Below are 18112 nucleotides of genomic sequence, written 5' to 3' on the forward strand. Positions count from 1 at the left end.
CCCTCCTCCCTAGAAACAGCAATGTGCGGGGCTTCATTGTCTTTCTAGGGCGATAATCTCACTTGCAATTTGTGCGGCTCGCAAAAAATCACCTGAGCGTTCCGCTTTTATCATCTCTTCTTTTTTCTGGTCGATCTCTCTCTGCTGCGGAAATTTCAGCACCTCACGTATGCAATCATCGAGCACTTGAACATTCCACTCGGCTGGTGCTTCCATCATCATGATCGAGCTGACCGTCATTTCCAAACGATCGTCGTGGAGCGATGACATGAAACGGCTGATATCCGGAGATTTACCCTGTGCGTAAAAAGCATATAGATAAGCAGCAATTGCCGCATGATCTTCAATATTAAACGCTTCTCCCAGGCGATCGCCAACGTATCGCGCGGCCTCCGCATCCTGCAGCATCAGCGACAGCAGCCGCCGCTCTGCAGCATGGTAAGCAGGCAGAAGTACCGGGGCGGGCTGACGCCCTTTTTTATGCCTACCATTATTCCACCTTTTTTCCTTATTATCCCCATCGCCCATCTTTTTTTGCATCGATTGCCGAAGCAGATTGCAATCCTGCTTAAGACTCTCGTAGGAAAGATGAAGCTCGGAGGACAATTCCCTCAAATAAACTTCTCGTTCAGTTGAGGAATTCAGTACTGCGATAATGGGCAATGCCTCTTTGGCGTACGCAATCTTACCATCTTCTTCTAGCAGTATATGGTTTTTCTTCAGATATATAAGTTTAAATTTTGTTGTTGAAACAGCTGTTTCTACTACATGCCTGAAACGCTCGGCACCGAATTTGCGGATGTAATCATCGGGATCCATTCCTTCGTTCACCAAAGCGATTCGTACTCTGAGACCAACGCCTTCCAGCATTGGAATGACTTTTAACGCAGCAGCCATACCGGCTTTATCACCGTCATAGACAACAACAACTTCTTCAGCCACCGATTTCATGATTGCTACTTGGTTTTCCGTTAGAGAGGTCCCCATCGTTGCCACACCATTGTGAAGTCCTGCTTCCCATGACGAAATGACATCACCGTAACCTTCGAATAACAGAATTTGACGCAATTTGCGTATGGATGTCTTTGCCTGGTGCAGGTTGTACAATGTGCGGCTCTTATTAAATAGAAGTGTCTCCGGGGAATTCAGATACTTCGGTTGACCGTCCCCCAGTATTCTGCCAGCAAACGCAATGACCTTGCCGCTGCGGTCATGTATCGGAAACATGATTCGTCCGCGAAAACGGTCGAGATAGCCTTCTTGTTCATTTCTTGCGGATAATAAACCGCCCTTTTCCATCTCTTTCAAGTCAAAGGCTCGCTTCGTCAGGAACTGAACCAGCGTGTCCCAACGATCTGGCGCATAACCGATTTGGAACTGGTCAATCATTTTGTCGCTCATTCCACGGGATCGTAAATACTTCATGGCTTCCGTACCATGCTCCGTGTTCTTCAACAGAAAATGGTACAGCTTGGCGCTAAGCTCATAGGCTTCAATCAAACGCTCTTTTTCCGGATTACGAGGAATTACGGGAACTCCTTGACCTTCCGGCAACGAGATATCATTCTCTTCTGCCATTGTCTTTACGGCTTCGGGGAAAGAAAATCCTTCGATTTCCATTCTAAATTTAATGGCGTTTCCGCCCTTACCGCAGCCATAGCAGTAAAAGATTTGGCGTTCCGGTGTAACCGTAAAGGAAGGAGTCTTCTCTGAGTGAAACGGGCACAAGCCCTTCAGGTATTTCCCTTGTTTGGTAAGATGCACGTATTTGCTGACCGTGTCCACAATATCGCTTTTGGCCAGTACTTCCTCAATGACATCATCCGGAATATTACCTTGTCCGGTACTCATCCAAACCACCTTCATCTCTTTTGGCACGTAAATAGTATTCGCTACGGGTGGACATTCTCCTGCAATTCATGCAAAAGTTTTGTCAGTTTATGTTGAAAAAAACTCCGGTCTTCGTCAAGCAGTTTTTTGGGCCCTTTGCCATACTTTCCTTGCTTCCTCGCCTTCGCCTGATGGTGACGGGAATCCAGCATGAAATCGATATCCGCATTATGGAAAATACGACCACGAAAGGATATCACATGGCATGATTTGGCAAGCGCAAGTGCAGCCAGTCCATAATCCTGCGTCACTACGATATCCCCCCTGGATATGTGGTTAGCGATGTATAGATCCGCACTTTGATCACTCCGATCCACCTGGACCGTCGTAACCCCTTCTTCTGCCTGCTGCAGATGATCATAGGAAGAAACAAGCAGTACCGGCACACGAAATATACGAGCAGTCTCTGCGATTTCCTTCTTGACTGGACACGCATCACCGTCAACCACGATCGAAATGGAATTGCTTTCGTTCATTCGCATCACCGGCTCTTATCGTTAATCTTGGATTCATCTTTATGCTGTATATTATTATATACGTCTTTGGCCGATTAAAATCCTTCTTCTAAGAAAAACGTCTATCGACGTACTTTCACAGAAGACAGACCGCGTATAGCGGAAGTTTTTCTTGCGAGATAAGGATGGTAAGCCTCTGAAGTTTATACTTTCTTATCTCTTCAAATAAACAATGGCCCTCACTTGCTTGATTCCGTCCGTTCATAGCGAAAGCGCCATCCCGTGCATAACCACGGGCTGTCGCTTTCACTGAACAATGCATTATAACATTAGTAAAATCATGCTGTCACTACTACCACACTAATTTTGTGAAATCGGCATAACGCTTCAAATCTCCATCAATACCGGAGAGCAGTGCAAGACGATTGGCCCGAACCGCTTCGTCCTCAGCCATGACCATCACGGAGTCGAAAAACCCGGTAATCGGTTCTTTGAGTCCACCCAGCAAGGACAATGAACGTTCGCCGTCAGCAGCTTGCAGCGCGGCATGGTAATCTTCGCGAATCGCGTTCCAAGCTTCATAAAGCTTGCCTTCTTCCGTTTCCGTAAACAGTTCAGGATTGACCGCTGCCTTGCCAGCCTTGGCAGCCAAATTGCTGACCCGGTTGAAGGATTCTACCGTCGTTTTGAAGTCCTGGACATGGTCCACAGCATTCATCAGGGCATGACCGCGGGATACAACCGACACCACATGATCAAAACCAGCGGTAATTACGGCATCCACCACATCATAACGCTGATCTTCGGACAGCAGCTTCTTCACACGAAGCCCGAAGAACTCTTTAAGGTCCTTACGGATTTCATCCGTCGAGCGCTTCAAAACGCGAATGTTCTCATGAACCTCCAGAGCCACACCGAAGACGTCCGATAACGTCACCGGGAATTTGTGCTCCAAGATAATCTGAACGATGCCCGCCGCCTGACGGCGAAGTGCGTAAGGATCCTGGGATCCTGTCGGAATGATGCCGATGGAGAAGCATCCCACAATCGTGTCGATTTTATCCGCGATACTTACGATGGATCCCACCGAGGTGGAAGGCACTGCGTCACCGGCGAAGCGAGGCTGATAATGCTCAAATACCGCTTTGGCGACCTGCTCCTTCTCACCGGCTTTTCTTGCATAATCCTCTCCCATAACCCCCTGCAGTTCAGGGAATTCATAAACCATCTGGGTCACCAGATCGAATTTGCAAATATCGGCTGCACGGCTCACAGAATCAGCTTCGTCAGCCGAAATGCTAAGCTTCGCGGACAACTGATCGGAAATCCGGCGGATTCTGCGGACTTTATCGCCGATGGTCCCCAGCTCCTCATGGAAAACGATGCTCTCCAACTTCGATAAGGCATCTTTGATCTGAAGCTTCTGATCTTCCTCATAGAAGAATTTGGCGTCCGACAAACGAGCCCGCAGCACCTTCTCATTCCCTCTAGCGATAACGTCCAGGGAACGGCTGTCCCCGCTGCGCACCGTTACGAAAAACGGAAGCAATTGTCCCTGCTTATCCAGCACAGGGAAATACCGCTGATGCTCACGCATTGAAGTAATTAATACTTCCTGCGGAATATGGAGGAACGAGGAGTCGAATGATCCATACAACACAGTTGGAGTCTCAACCAGGAACAATACCTCTTCGAGCAAATCATCCTTGATGGCGATATTCCAATCTTTCTCTTGGGCCAATGCCTGGATCTGCGACACAATCATCTCTTGGCGTTCATTGACGTCTACGATGACATGCTGTTCGCGCAATACGTCGCGGTAAGCGGATGCCTCAGGAATAACGGCTTCTCCACCAAGGAAACGGTGACCACGGGTCACGTTGCCCGCCTTCACGCCCGTAATTTCAAGATCAATCGTCTCACTGCCCAGCAAAGCGACCAACCACTTAATCGGACGGACGAATTTGAATTCGTGGGCCCCCCAGCGCATATTTTTCGGGAATGTCATCGAAGTCAAAATGCCAAGAAGTCCTTCGGACAGGATCGACTTCGTATCCACGCCGACGCTGTTCTTCGTCACATAGATATACTCTACCCCGCCGAGCTCCTTAAAGGTAAAACTCTCGGGATCAACGCCCTGGCTTTTTGCAAAACCAAGCGCTGCCTTGCTCCACTGTCCGCTATCATCCAACGCAATCTTGCGGGAAGGCCCTTTCACTTCCTCGCTAACGTCCTCTTGTTTATCCGCAACGTTCTGTACCCAAACCGCCAAGCGGCGCGGCGTAGCATATGCCGTTACTTCGCCATGTCCGATTCTGGAAGCATCCAGCCATTTGACCAATTTGTCCTGCAGCTGTTCCATCGCGGCGCGCAGAAATCTCGCCGGGACTTCTTCCAGACCGATTTCAAACAATAAATCCTTAGACATGGTCTGCGCCCCCTTTCTTAATCAGCGGGAAGCCCAGCTTCTCGCGCTCTTCCAAATACGTGGCTGCAACCTGACGAGCCAGGTTTCGCACGCGCATAATGTATCCCGTTCTCTCCGTTACACTGATCGCCCCTCTGGCATCCAGCAGGTTAAACGTGTGGGAGCATTTTAGAACATAATCGTACGCCGGGAATACTAAGTTTTGGTTCATTGCTTTGTTCGCTTCTTCTTCATACATGTTAAACAGCGTAAACAGCATCTTCACGTCGGATACTTCAAAAGTGTACTTCGAATGCTCGAATTCCGGCTGATGGAATACGTCTCCATAGGTGATGCCGTCTACCCATTCCAGATCAAACACGTTCTCTTTATCCTGGATGTAGGATGCAAGACGCTCCATACCATAGGTAATCTCTACAGCGACTGGGCTAGCATCGATGCCGCCAACCTGCTGGAAATACGTAAACTGCGTAATTTCCATACCATCCAGCCATACTTCCCAGCCAAGGCCCCATGCGCCAAGCGTCGGCGCTTCCCAATTGTCCTCAACAAAACGGATGTCATGATCAAGCGGATTGATGCCAAGACGCTTCAAGCTCTCCAAATACAGCTCTTGAATATTGTCTGGCGAAGGTTTCAAAATGACCTGAAATTGGTGATGCTGATACAGACGGTTCGGATTCTCTCCATAGCGGCCGTCAGCAGGGCGACGGGAAGGCTCTACATAAGCCACATTCCAAGGCTCGGGTCCGATCGAACGCAAATATGTCATCGGGTTCATCGTACCGGCACCCTTTTCCGTGTCGTACGGCTGCACGATGATGCAATTCTGTTCTGCCCAAAATTGCTGCAGCGTCAAAATCATCTGCTGAAAATTCATGATTTTAGCTCCTTTACATTCTTTTTCAAATTCATTCCGTCATACGTATCCATTCTCTGTACAACAAAAAGCTCTCGCCCTACGCCTGTTGTACAGACATAGGGACGAGAGCTGTAGCTTCCCGCGGTTCCACCCTACTTGGCCCTGCTGCGTCGCCTACACAATCTTAGGCTTCAGCGATCAGCAAAACCCACTTTATCGTTTCATCATGCTCCCGGGTGCCCTGTTCATGAATATCTCCCGCCAGGCTTCCACCGCCCCCGGCTCGCTATTTCGCGGATTGATGATTCACTACTTTCCCGATCAATGCATGTCAGTATTCAAAAAACTAATAAACTGATAAATATAATACCTCATTCTAGATCTTACGTCAAATATTGTACTTGTCCATTTGATCCAAAAAGTTTTGCGATTTCAGACGGAGCCCAAGCTGCATATCCATTAAGGCCCGCATGATTTTTTTGAGCTCGGCCTTGGTTTCGTCCTTTACATCCACATTCCCTAGCCGTCTTAAATCCAGCCGTCCAAACAGGCGCAGCAGCTTTAACGTTCTGGGCGAGATCGCCATCGCCGGCGGATCCAGATGTTTGCAGTAACGGCACAGGACGCCGCCAAGCCGGGGGCTCACCAACATATCCTCGTCTTTTCTCGGCTGATTGCACGATATGCACACATCCAGCTCCGGCCCGTACCCTGCCGCCTGCAGAATTTTCATCTCGTACAGATTGATGATAATTTGAGGATCCTTATCCTCCTGAAGAGCCTCCAGACAAGCTTTAAGCTGATGAAACCAAAAAGCGCCCGTCTCCTCATCCTGCAGCACCCGATCCAAGAGCTCGCAGGCATAAGAAGCATAGGCGGCTTTCACAAGATCCTCCCTGAGCCCGTGATGAGATTCCATGATCTCACCGGCATTCAAGTTGCCGAGCCCCGTACCATTTCGGAAGAATACATACTCTCCATAGGTAAACAGCTGTGTCAGAGCAGCATGTCGGCTCTTCACCTTTTTTGCTCCTCTGACCAGCACTCCTACCTTGCCCGATTCTTTGGTGCAAAGTGTAATGATTTTGTTCCCTTCACCGTAGTCCATGCTGCGGATGACAATCCCTTCCGCCCGATATAGCATGCGCTTTCCCCCAACCATTCCTGGAACAACCAATAATTACTCGTCTTCTTCATGCGGGGCCGCCTCATCTTCAACGGATGCAGCTGTAAGAACCGACTCACTCTCGGTTTGCTTATACAGCAAATACGCATCGACATCTCCAGTCATCGCAAAATACTTCCACGAAAAATCTCGCATTCGTATTCATCCTCTCTTCGGAAATGACGTTTCGCATCTACGAAAATTAGGATGTGCGCCTAGAGCAGATTTATGAAATGCAATTGTTGGCAGGCGGCGCCGTGTATGATTTGCCTCCGATTTGCACTACGGCTTTATTCCCCACGGTGAAATCCGAGATCGCGAAGAACGCGTTCTTGATTGCGCCAATCTTTTTTAACCTTCACCCAGAGCTCCAAGAAAATCTTGGACCCGAGCAGCCTTTGAATATCCTGACGAGCTTGTCTGCCAACTTCTTTTAGCAGAGCACCCTGCTTGCCGATAATGATGCCCTTTTGGGAGTCGCGTTCTACAAAAATTACGGCTGAAATATATACGGTTCCGCTCTCTTCCACCCGCATATCCTCGATGGTAACCGCAATGGAATGAGGAATCTCTTCTCTTGTCATATGCAAAATTTTCTCGCGAATCAACTCTGCGCACACGAACTGCTCCGGATGATCCGTCACCTGGTCTTCAGGATAATACTGCGGGCCAGGAGGCAAATACTTCTGTATCTGTTCAAGCAGCGTGTCGACATTGTTGCCGAGCTTCGCGGAAATCGGGACGATCTCAGCAAAATCATGCAGCTTCCGATATTGCTCAATCAGAGGCAGCAGAGCGGGCGGCTCAATCTTGTCGATTTTGTTCATCACCAGGATGATTGGAGTCTTGATCTTTTGCAACTGCTCGGCGATATAACGGTCTCCCCCGCCGATGCCCTCGGAAGCGTCTACCAGAAACAAGGCGGCTTCAACCTCGCCCAGCGTGCTCAAAGCGGTCTGATTCATGTAATCCCCGAGCTTGGATTGACGCTTATGAATTCCCGGCGTATCCAGAAAAACCACCTGGGAATCGTTAGTCGTATAAACACCATGAATTTTATTCCGTGTTGTTTGCGGTTTGTCCGACATGATAGCAATCTTCTGACCAATTACCTGGTTCATCAGCGTTGATTTCCCTACGTTTGGTCTTCCGATTATAGCCACAAACCCAGACTTAAATTGTTTTTTTTGCATACCATTCCTCCGCTACTGTTCCTGTATCTACATGTTGTGTAAACCTTAATATGATCCTGTTCATTTACAAACTACTTCTTGTTTAAATCCCAAGGACCAAATGCTCCCGGCAGCAGTTCACTGACGGTTGTCTCCTTGATGTCACCCTTCATATTTCCCATGATCACCTTCATATCCGGCTTGCACAGCTCCACCAGCACTTGCCGGCATACCCCGCAAGGCGTGCACGGGCCTTCCGTATCGGCAACGATGGCAATGGCCTGGAAGCTTCCTGCTTCATGGCCATCGGCAATCGCACGGAACAACGCTGTACGCTCAGCGCAATTGGTAGGGCCATATGCGGCATTCTCTACATTACAGCCAAGATGTACCTCTCCGTTCGAATCGAGCAGGGCTGCCCCCACACCAAATGTCGAATAGGGTATGTAAGCCCGCGTACGTGCTTTAATCGCTTCCTGCATTAACAATCCTGCATCCATATCTAGTTCCTCCTATTGTTCAACTTGTCATTGATTGTATCCATTCCCATACCGGTTCATAGAAGACCAGAATGCCAATTACGACGGCAAACACCGCTGCAACTAACGCTGCACCGGCTGCTGTATCCTTAGCCACCCGAGCTAAAACATGTTCTTCTGGCGAGATCAAATCGATAACGGCCTCCACCGCAGTATTCACCAGCTCCGCGATAAATACAAGGGCAATCGCCAATAACAAAAACAACCAGCTCATTCGATCCAATTGCAGCAAAGCTGCTGCGATGAATACAATCAAGGCAGCAGCAATGTGGATTTTCATATTGCGTTCCGTTTGTACAGCCGTCAAGATGCCGCGTATCGCGCACCCAAATGCCCTGTATAACGATTGTCTGTGCGGCTTCACTATCTTGTCAATCCTACTTCTGCAAGTACAGCCTCCTGCTTGCCCATCATTTCAGCCTCGCTCGCCTCATCTTGATGATCATATCCGAGCAAATGCAGAAATCCGTGAACAAACAGAAAACCGAGCTCCCGTTCCAAGGAATGACCATATTCTTCGCTTTGCAGCTTCGCCCGAGGGACCGAGATAATGATATCACCCAGAACATCCGGCACGCTCTCCAGTTCTTCTCCCTCTTCAAGCTCATAAATGATCTCAAGCTCATCGTTCGTAATCTCATTCATCGCAAAGGAGAGCACGTCGGTCGGACGATCGATTCCCCGATACTCCCGGTTCAATTCATGAATCTGCTCATCATCGACAAAGGTCAGATCCACCTCTCCATCGGTTACGCCTTCAGCCTCTCCGGTCTTCTGAAGAATCACTTCAAGCAGGGCGATCAATTCCTCGCTAATCTGAAAATCCTCTTGTTCATTATTCCATGCCAGCTGCAGGCTCATTCTTATACGCTCCTTCTCTGTTCCTCACTCGTTGCGGATGTCTCGGAAGCCGTCGAGATATCGCCATTTGGCGGGGACGGCTTGGGACGCTTCACATCTTCCGGATATTCGATCCGGGAATGGAAAATCCCCATCACCGTTTCCTTTAATGTCTTGGCGATAATATCCAATTCCTTCATCGTTAAATCACAATCATTAAACTGATGGTCATCCAGGCGACCTTTGATAATCTTCTCGATCATCGATTCAACCTGTTCCACCGTCGGTTTGCGCAGTGAACGGACAGCCGCTTCCACGCTGTCGGCTATGCCGACAATCGCAGACTCCTTGGATTGAGCCTTCGGTCCTGGATAACGGAAATCATCTTCGGTGAAATCCGGTTCGATGCCCTGCTCCTCCGCCTGGCGAACCGCTTTATGATAAAAATAGTGTAAAAACGTTGTGCCATGATGCTGCTCTGCGATATCCCGTATCGGTTTAGGCAGCTTGTACTCCTTGAGCATTTCCACGCCATCCCTGGCGTGAGCAACGATAATGGATTTGCTCAGCTTCGGTTCAATGGAATCATGCGGGTTCTCCATATTGTTCTGGTTCTCAATGAAATAGATCGGCCGCTTGGTTTTTCCGATATCATGATAGTAAGAACCGACGCGGCACAGCAGTCCGTTGGCGCCAATCGCTTCTGCCGCAGCTTCGGACAGGTTTCCGACCATGACACTGTGGTGATATGTTCCGGGCGTCTCCGTCAACAGTTTGCGGAGCAGCGGATGGTTCGGGTTCGATAATTCCACCAGCTTCAGTGCCGACAGAATACCGAAGGTTACTTCGAAGAACGGCATTAACCCGATAACCAGGATGGCCGTTAACAATCCACCCGCGATGGCAAAACCGATCGAATACAGCGTTTCGCTCGTAGTCCAGGTATCGTTATTGATCAGCAGCATGATAAACACGATCAATGAGCCGAAGAGAGAAGCCATTATACCGCCCTTCAGCATCGTCGACCGCTGGCTCGCGCGGTGAATCGAGAAGATCGCCACGCAAGAAGTCACGGCTGCGAATAACCCGAACTTGAAGTCAAACAATTCGCCTTGCACGTTCAATATAACACTTGCCATGATGCTGAAAATGATGACGCTGAAATAGGCCAGCGAGGTTTCCAGCAGCAGGGTAATCAGAATCGCACCAATCGCGACAGGTGCAAGATATCCCACATACATCTGGGAATCGCTTTGCAGAAATGCGGTCAAATGCATGGGGATCAGCGTGATCACATACACCAGGACCAGCATTAGCAGCTGCGAGTTGTTATATTTGAATTTGCCGGGTTCCGATTGCCGGATGAAATTGAATATGCCAAGAGACAGCAAGACGGACAGAAGCAGAACGCCCAGCTCCGGCCAGTAATTAATATCGTCCTTCAGCAGGCCATTTTTACCAAGCAGCTCGTATAGCTCCGGTGTGATCAGCTGGCCCTTCGCTACGAGGATATCCCCTTGTTTGATAAATACGGGCGGGGTATTCTCTCTGGCCTCAACCTTCGCATTCTTTGTGGCAACCTCATCATAGAACTTGTTGGCTGTAATGGTTAAACTCGCCAATTCCTGAACAACTTCCCTGGCGGTCCGATCATTCAACGAGCTTGTGTTCACTCTCTCCGCCACGCGGGTACGGGCCGTATCGGCATCCACGATTTCGTTCAGCATCAGCCTGGATACAATCTCGCGAGCTACAGGCTTCATCTGAATAATATCTTCCGAATTTAACCTCGGTATCTTAATGAACGTTTCCTCAGGGATCCGATAGGTTTGTTCTTCGATGACCCGCTGCATTTCCTGAAGCAGCTCTTTGGAATAAGCTTCATTCGTGCTGTTGGCCGACACGAAGTTTTGCACGAATTCACGGGCCATCCTCGGAATTTCTCTGCGATAAACTTCCACCTTTTCCGCGGAGCTTATATCCACGTCCTGATTCAAACGTTCAATGCGATCCAGGATTTGCGTAACCAGAACGTCATTCCGCAGAGGAACGAGAGGGTAAATCGGCTGGACGTTCTCCGCCGCCGCCTCCTGTGCCTTCAGCGTTGCCTTGCTATCCTCAATTTGCACGGGGGCCACGATATTTTTTTCGCTTTTCGTATTGACCTGAATGTCATACCGCTCCGGCAAAAGCTTGGATGCTAGACTGATATAAAAGAGTAAAGCAAGCAGCAAAAACAGAATATAGCGTGTTGCCACGCTATATTTCCATCCGCTGTTTTTACCCCATATGGACTTGTCCGTCGATGGTTCTTTGGAGGCCATTGCGACAATCCCCTTTAATCTTGGTTTTCTGCTGCTTTATCATAAGCGACGATGATTTTTTGTACTAAAGAGTGACGTACGACATCCTGTTCGGCAAAATAGACGAATCCGACTTCCTCAATTTCACTTAATATCCTTTTAGCCTCGATAAGTCCTGATTTCTTGCCCCGCGGCAGGTCAATCTGGGTTACGTCCCCTGTTATGACCATCTTCGAGCCGAATCCAAGCCGTGTCAGAAACATCTTCATCTGTTCCGGCGTGGTATTCTGTGCTTCATCCAAAATAATAAATGAATCATCCAGCGTCCGCCCGCGCATGTAAGCAAGCGGCGCGATTTCAATCAACCCACGCTCCAGCGCCTTGGCCGTTTGATCCGGGCCCATGACGTCGTATAAGGCATCGTACAACGGTCTGAGATAAGGGTCAACCTTCTCCTGCAGATCTCCTGGCAGGAAGCCCAGGCTCTCTCCAGCCTCGACTGCCGGCCTTGTCAGAATGATCCGTTTGACAGATCCTTCCTTCAGTGCGGCAACAGCCAGAACAACGGCCAAGTAGGTTTTCCCTGTTCCGGCAGGACCGATACCGAATACAATATCCCGTTTCTTGATGGTGCTCACATAGTGCTTCTGACCGATGGTTTTCACACGAATAGGCTTACCCTTGAAGGTTGTCGTGATTTCGCCCTTGTACAGATCCAGCAATTGATCCGCTCTCAGATCCTTGGCAAGTTCTACTGCATAAAGAATATCACGCTCGGTCAAAATGTAGCCGTTACGCACAAGCTGGAGCAGCACTTCAAACAGCTGCTGAAGACTCTCCACATTTCGATGTTGTCCCCGAATGGTGATGACTGCTTCCCGTGAATCAATCGTCGCAGGAATTTCTTTTTCGATTAATTTAAGAAATGTATCTTGTGGTCCGAATAAGGACAGACCTTCTGACGCGCTTTGAAGTAAAATTTGAATGCTGGTCGTTTGCTGTGACAAATAGCCTCATTCTCCTTGATCATATACTATGGGAAGTTCTTTCGCGATGGTCTCTTCCACCTCAAAAAGCACTTTCATATAAACTTTACCATTCTCTTTCTTATCATGCAAAATTTTTTGGCTTACGAATTTGGAATCCGCCCCATATTTCACCAAAATATCCCGGCGTGCCCCCTCGATTCCCTCTTTCTTGGCTTCTTCCTCGGTAATCGTCCGCTGGACCTCGGTAACCTCCATAATCTTTTCCGTCATCCAGCCCAGCGGAAGCACGCGTGTCCTCCAAGTAAGCGGATCATAGAAGGTTAAGGTCTCCTGCTGCGAAAACGGAATATCCCCGTAGCCCCACAACTGGACGGCCCGATCACCAAATACGATATAGGAGCGCTTCTTCCCTTCCCCCGTATAAACCTTATGGGTTTTCACCAATGGAATCTCGATATCGTATTCATGCCATACAAGGCCCTTCACTTCCCCTTTGGCTACAATTCGTTCCGAATTTTCCTCATCCCCAAGGACACCGGAGATCAGAACGTCGCCCTTCTTCACCCGGCTGTTAATCCCTACTTTAGGGAGCCCCTTCTCAGCGTATATATGGGTGATGACAGCGTCCTGCGTACTGATTAGATGCCTCGGGCTCTGGAGCGGCGGTTTCTCCGGTACGGCCGCCTCTACGATCTGTATGCGTATGCGCGTCCCATTGCGCTCCACCCCTACCCATGAAGTTCCCGGGAGGCGGGCCGTCATATTCCCGGACAGCTTGTCCAGTGACTGCAGCTTGAATATCCATTGAAACGGGTAGATCCCTTCCAACTTGGCCGCATCTAGCACATCTTCTGAAGCGATGGTTTCATTCCCCTCTACTTCCACGTTCCACACCATTGAGGAAAGCGTCAGCAGGATCATAAAAAACGCAACAATACCGATAACAAACGCTTTGCGTTTCATCAGGCGGCGAGCTTTGAAGGGGTATCCGTAGCGCCCCTTAATACGCGTGCGGCAGCCTGTCCGTTTTAACAGCGGACGGAGCCCTCTGAAATCCTTCAGCAGCAGCTTAAGCTCCGCTGAGTGAGCCCCTGTCGGTGTTACATCCCAAACCGGAGTCCCCGCCTCCGCCAATGAATTGATGAATGCTTCCACATGCTCACCGCGAACAGCGAGCTTCAAATATCCTCGAAGATGAATCATCGTCGGAATCTTCACGGTTTCTCCCCCATTCCTATGTATTGAATATGATGAATGGTGCCAATGATGGTCACTTCTTGACTTTGAATAGCCTGAATCGCAAGTCCGGTCCCCGAAATCTCCAAAGAACCCTGCGTTATAGACAACACAAGTCGCTCCTCGGAAAAATGCCGGACTCCACGATGATTTTCGATATGCAGCTCTTTATTGCCAATCAGGGTCAACCGCGGCAAATCAAATAACAGGTCCTGTGGCAAATCAAGCACTTCTTGGGTCCATTTCTGCAGCTTGCGGCTGATGCGGGACATATGGAGACTTTCCCCCTTCCTGTACTGTACACCTTATGCCCCAAGAAGCTGTTTTATGAGATCAAAAGTAAAAAGACCGCCCCGTCAAAAAAATCTGACGAGGCGGTCTCCCGCTTCTATGAATCTATGAATTGAATCTGATTTACGTAAATCTTGTTCAATAAATCGGGTCGAATGTCCCGAAAGAATCCACTAATTTAACGACGAGGATTCATCGGGCGCTTGGCACGCGGAGTTCCCAGAATTTCGGCCCAAACAATGCCATTTCGAGCTTGTTCTGCAAGAAACGATCCACTACTCCTAGACTGTTCAGGATCTTCGTCTCTGCTTTCGACAACCGTTTCAGGTAATGCAATGGTCATTTGGTTCAAATTCGAGTGAATTCGGTTCAAATCCCTCTCCATCATCTCGAGTCTATGATCTATGCTATCAGGCTGAGACCTCATCTCTTCCTCACGTCTCGCTCGATCAATCTCTCGATGTTCAAGAGAGTATCCGTTTCCGGTATCCGTTTCTTCTTCATCCATCCGCTCGATCCGGGTGCTTTCCTGAACAGGTGCAGGACGGGAGACTTGCGGAGTCGTCTGTACCCGTCTTGCTTCAGTCCGCTGCTGCCCCGGTCTTGCAGGACGGTCCCCTTCGCCGCCAAAGGACGGCATACGGGGGTTTTTCCCCTCCTCAGGGTTCTTGCCGCGTCTTCCGAGGGCGGAGATAATGAAGAAGCCTATAACAGCTACAATGTAAATATTATCGAATAACCAGCTCACTATAGGCTCACCTCATCGTTACTTGGTTTTATTGTCACCGGGATTGTCATTATTCTCACCCATCTTACCGAAGGAACCCCTCATTTGGGTGTCGGCTTCGATATTCTTCAGGTTCATATAATCCATCACGCCCAGTTGGCCGCTGCGAAGCGCTTCAGCCATAGCCAGCGGAACTTGGGATTCCGATTCCACAACGCGTGCTCTCATCTCTACGACGCGAGCCTTCATCTCTTGCTCTTGGGCTACTGCCATCGCGCGGCGTTCTTCCGCCTTCGCTTGGGCAATGCGCTTGTCGGCTTCCGCCTGTTCAGTCTGCAAGTACGCACCGATGTTTTTGCCTACATCCACGTCCGCGATATCGATGGACAGGATTTCAAAGGCTGTTCCTGCGTCTAGCCCCTTGGACAGGACCGTTCTCGAGATCAGATCCGGATTTTCAAGGACATCTTTATGCGAATTACTGGAACCTACTGTCGTTACGATACCTTCACCAACACGAGCAATAATTGTCTCTTCGCCAGCGCCCCCGACCAAACGGTCAATGTTGGCGCGTACGGTTACACGGGCTTTAACTTTGACTTCAATACCGTCTTTGGCTACTGCTGCTACAACCGGCGTTTCGATAACGCGAGGGTTAACACTCATTTGTACCGCCTGCAGAACATCGCGTCCGGCAAGGTCAATCGCCGCTGCTCTTTCAAATTCGAGCGGAATATTGGCGCGTTGGGCTGCAATCAAGGCGTTGACCACCCGGTCTACGTTACCGCCTGCGAGATAGTGACTCTCCAACTGATTGATGTTAAGGCCAAGTCCTGCCTTGGTTGCCTTGATGAGCGGATTCACAATCCGGCTCGGGGTTACGCGCCGCAGGCGCATGGCCACCAATGTAATAATCCCGATGCGCACGCCGGAAGCGAGCGCCGAGATCCAAAGCATTAGCGGGAAGAAACTGAAAAACACACTAAGCACGATAATCGCGACAACCACGATCAACAAAATCGTTATCAAAGAACCATCCAATGCCATACTTACTTCACCCTCCATTTGAAAAATATTTACATCATATTCTGAAACCGATTAAACACTAGCCCTTTTAATACTACACAATTCCGTGATGAGGTTCACCCTTTTTCTTCCTCTACGACAATTCTGGTACCGTCTGTCTTGATTACTCGGACCGGGCGACCAGAATCAATGAATCCTCCCAGCGTGACCACATCCAGACGTCTTCCCTCGAGTTCCATCGTTCCAGCTGGACGGAGCGGCGTAATTGAAGTTCCAATGAGACCGATTAATACGTCCCGGTCTTCATTCGGAATATATCCCTGCTCCCTCGATAAGCTGTCACTAAGTATGAACTTCCGCCATATCCCCCGTTCCTTGAATACGAGAGCGACAACGATTACAGCTACAAGAGCCGAGGCGGCGGCAATACCAAGGGACAATGCGACATGCGATGTGCTATAGGCCGCCAGCACGACACCGGCAATCAAGCTGGCTGATCCAATGATACCCAGTATCCCGAAACTTGGCACAAACAGCTCCATCGCCAGCATCACGATGCCGATCACAAACAGCAGCCAGGTCTCCCAACCCGCGAATCCAGCAACCTGGTTACCGAAGAAATACAATACAAATGCGGTAACTCCTAAAATTCCCGGCACACCAAAGCCCGGAACAATGACTTCGATAATGACACCTGCAATACCAATGAAGAGCAGGAGCGCCATGACACCGGGATGCGTGAGAAAGGTAGCCAGCTTTTCCGAGAAAGTCGGCTCCATCCGGAATACATCCTGAGTAGAATAATCCATCCACGCGATGACTTCTTCCGTGCTGCTTGCAATCGTATCCGCATAGCCTGTCTTAAGCGCTTCATCATGCGTCAAAGATATAATCTCGCCTGGCTGCTTCGTCAAACCGATTTCAGGCATGTCGACCTTTAGATTGATATCGGCCATGCCCATGGCGATATTCTTGTTTCGCCCGCTTGCTTCAGCAGCGCCAGCCATCTTGCTCTTCCACCAGGAAACCAACTTAGCATCTTCAATTCGGTTGCCTCTGGCATCCACCATATAAGCCGCGCCAATCATGCTGCCTGGCGACATGGCAATCTTGTCTGCGTTCAGCGCAATGTAACTCCCAGCTGATGCGGCATCACCCGTAATGTAAGCCACAATCGGAATATCGCTGGCCTTCATCAAGGATGCAATTTCACCCGCTTGGTCGACCAGACCTCCCGGCGTATCAATTTCCAGGACGATCAGTCCTGCCGCCATCTTCTCGGCTTCCTTAAATCCACGCTCCATAAAGCTGGTTAAACCGCGCTCGATCTGCTGTTTGACCGGAATGACATACACCGACCCAACGTTAGCCGCCACCGCAGGCTTCGTCGGACCAAAATACATCCCAATGGATATCAGCACCATAACGGCGGCTGCCGTCAAAGTCAGGAACCTGCGCATCCAAATCTGTCTGTTCATCTTTTCCCCCTCCTTTTCGACTTAATCAGCCATCTGTACCCTTACTTCGACAAAAAGGGTTCAGCGACCTGCCTTTTGCATAAGCATATGTATCTACTTGCCCTCATATGGTAGTTACTACGAATCAGAAACGATTTCGTTTCAAAAAGTATGCCCATCCTTAGAAAAAACCATCGCAAAGAGGCCGTTCTCGAAAACATATCCACAAAAAAGAAAAAACACCCCTTGAGAAAACAAGGGGTGTTTCACTTATGTTGTTACAGAAATTGTTGAACAACTTGATTGACAAGCTTTCCATCTGCACGCCCTTTAACTTTCGGCATGAGAGCGCTCATTACTTTACCCATCTCGGCTTTTGAAGAAGCACCGGTTTCCTGGATGGTCTGCTGTACAATGACTTTAATTTCTTCTTCAGTAAGCTGTTCCGGGAGGTAGGCGCTAAGGAGCTCAATTTCTGCTTTTGCATCGGCGGCAAGATCGTCGCGTCCCGCTTTTTCAAATTCTTGGAGGGCATCTTTGCGCTGTTTGATTTCACGACTAAAAATATCAAGCACTTCGTTGTCATCCAAACTTCGTTTCAAATCTATTTCAAGATTTTTTATCGTCGAACGAACCATTCGAATCGTTGAGAGTTTGAACTTGTCCTTACTCCTCATCGCTTGCTTCATATCTTCGTTCAATCGTTCGCTAAGATTCATGCTAGTTCAGATC

At 49.1% G+C, this 18112-nt stretch carries 18 protein-coding genes; all 18 read right to left on the minus strand.

The window, feature by feature from the left end; translation table 11 throughout:
* Nucleotides 1-33 precede the first annotated feature (33 nt).
* Complete coding sequence (gene dnaG / locus ABEW73_RS13990; RefSeq protein WP_098742717.1) at nucleotides 34-1851, minus strand: DNA primase; 1818 nt, start codon at nucleotides 1849-1851, stop codon at nucleotides 34-36.
* Nucleotides 1852-1892: 41 nt separating this feature from the next.
* Nucleotides 1893-2372, minus strand: coding sequence for a YaiI/YqxD family protein (locus ABEW73_RS13995; protein ID WP_430166997.1), 480 nt, complete (start codon nucleotides 2370-2372; stop codon nucleotides 1893-1895).
* 325 nt (nucleotides 2373-2697) lie between these two features.
* Nucleotides 2698-4773, minus strand: a complete 2076-nt coding sequence (gene glyS / locus ABEW73_RS14000) for a glycine--tRNA ligase subunit beta (protein WP_430166999.1) — start codon at nucleotides 4771-4773, stop codon at nucleotides 2698-2700.
* The gene (gene glyQ / locus ABEW73_RS14005) at nucleotides 4766-5653 is read right to left on the minus strand and encodes a glycine--tRNA ligase subunit alpha (protein WP_071223067.1); all 888 of its coding nucleotides are present in this window, start codon (nucleotides 5651-5653) and stop codon (nucleotides 4766-4768) included. Before glyQ ends, glyS begins: the two co-directional genes overlap by 8 nt.
* Nucleotides 5654-6023: 370 nt before the next feature.
* Entirely contained in the window at nucleotides 6024-6779 is a 756-nt protein-coding gene (gene recO, locus ABEW73_RS14010) for a DNA repair protein RecO (RefSeq protein ID WP_076320596.1), read from the minus strand.
* 36 nt (nucleotides 6780-6815) lie between these two features.
* The gene (locus ABEW73_RS14015; RefSeq protein ID WP_430167001.1) at nucleotides 6816-6956 is read right to left on the minus strand and encodes a YqzL family protein; all 141 of its coding nucleotides are present in this window, start codon (nucleotides 6954-6956) and stop codon (nucleotides 6816-6818) included.
* Between the two features lie 134 nt (nucleotides 6957-7090).
* Nucleotides 7091-7993, minus strand: a complete 903-nt coding sequence (era, locus tag ABEW73_RS14020) for a GTPase Era (protein WP_430167002.1) — start codon at nucleotides 7991-7993, stop codon at nucleotides 7091-7093.
* A gap of 71 nt (nucleotides 7994-8064) precedes the next feature.
* A complete protein-coding gene (gene cdd / locus ABEW73_RS14025; protein ID WP_430167004.1) occupies nucleotides 8065-8472 on the minus strand; it encodes a cytidine deaminase in 408 nt (135 codons plus the stop codon).
* Between the two features lie 19 nt (nucleotides 8473-8491).
* On the minus strand, nucleotides 8492-8875 hold the full coding sequence (locus ABEW73_RS14030) for a diacylglycerol kinase family protein (protein WP_430167005.1): 384 nt from the start codon (nucleotides 8873-8875) through the stop codon (nucleotides 8492-8494).
* Complete coding sequence (gene ybeY / locus ABEW73_RS14035; RefSeq protein ID WP_430167007.1) at nucleotides 8875-9372, minus strand: rRNA maturation RNase YbeY; 498 nt, start codon at nucleotides 9370-9372, stop codon at nucleotides 8875-8877. The genes ABEW73_RS14030 and ybeY overlap by 1 nt, the downstream gene beginning before the upstream one ends.
* 2 nt (nucleotides 9373-9374) lie before the next feature.
* Complete coding sequence (locus tag ABEW73_RS14040) at nucleotides 9375-11675, minus strand: HD family phosphohydrolase (protein ID WP_430167009.1); 2301 nt, start codon at nucleotides 11673-11675, stop codon at nucleotides 9375-9377.
* 14 nt (nucleotides 11676-11689) lie between these two features.
* The gene (locus tag ABEW73_RS14045; protein ID WP_430167011.1) at nucleotides 11690-12661 is read right to left on the minus strand and encodes a PhoH family protein; all 972 of its coding nucleotides are present in this window, start codon (nucleotides 12659-12661) and stop codon (nucleotides 11690-11692) included.
* A 6-nt stretch (nucleotides 12662-12667) separates the two neighbouring features.
* Nucleotides 12668-13861 carry a sporulation protein YqfD gene (gene yqfD, locus ABEW73_RS14050; protein ID WP_430167013.1) on the minus strand — a complete coding sequence of 398 codons (1194 nt, stop codon included), beginning with the start codon at nucleotides 13859-13861 and terminating at the stop codon, nucleotides 12668-12670.
* The gene (gene yqfC / locus ABEW73_RS14055; RefSeq protein ID WP_430167015.1) at nucleotides 13858-14151 is read right to left on the minus strand and encodes a sporulation protein YqfC; all 294 of its coding nucleotides are present in this window, start codon (nucleotides 14149-14151) and stop codon (nucleotides 13858-13860) included. Before yqfC ends, yqfD begins: the two co-directional genes overlap by 4 nt.
* Before the next feature lie 197 nt (nucleotides 14152-14348).
* Entirely contained in the window at nucleotides 14349-14918 is a 570-nt protein-coding gene (locus ABEW73_RS14060; RefSeq protein ID WP_430167017.1) for a hypothetical protein, read from the minus strand.
* Between the two features lie 18 nt (nucleotides 14919-14936).
* Nucleotides 14937-15944: a flotillin-like protein FloA gene (gene floA / locus ABEW73_RS14065; protein ID WP_430167018.1), complete on the minus strand. Its 1008-nt coding sequence runs from the start codon at nucleotides 15942-15944 to the stop codon at nucleotides 14937-14939.
* 95 nt (nucleotides 15945-16039) lie between these two features.
* Nucleotides 16040-17401: an NfeD family protein gene (locus ABEW73_RS14070; RefSeq protein ID WP_430167020.1), complete on the minus strand. Its 1362-nt coding sequence runs from the start codon at nucleotides 17399-17401 to the stop codon at nucleotides 16040-16042.
* A gap of 257 nt (nucleotides 17402-17658) precedes the next feature.
* A complete protein-coding gene (locus tag ABEW73_RS14075) occupies nucleotides 17659-18099 on the minus strand; it encodes a GatB/YqeY domain-containing protein (RefSeq protein WP_053489149.1) in 441 nt (146 codons plus the stop codon).
* Nucleotides 18100-18112: the final 13 nt, after the last annotated feature.

This window comes from Paenibacillus lautus (assembly GCF_050482385.1).
Lineage (GTDB): Bacteria > Bacillota > Bacilli > Paenibacillales > Paenibacillaceae > Paenibacillus_AQ > Paenibacillus_AQ lautus_B.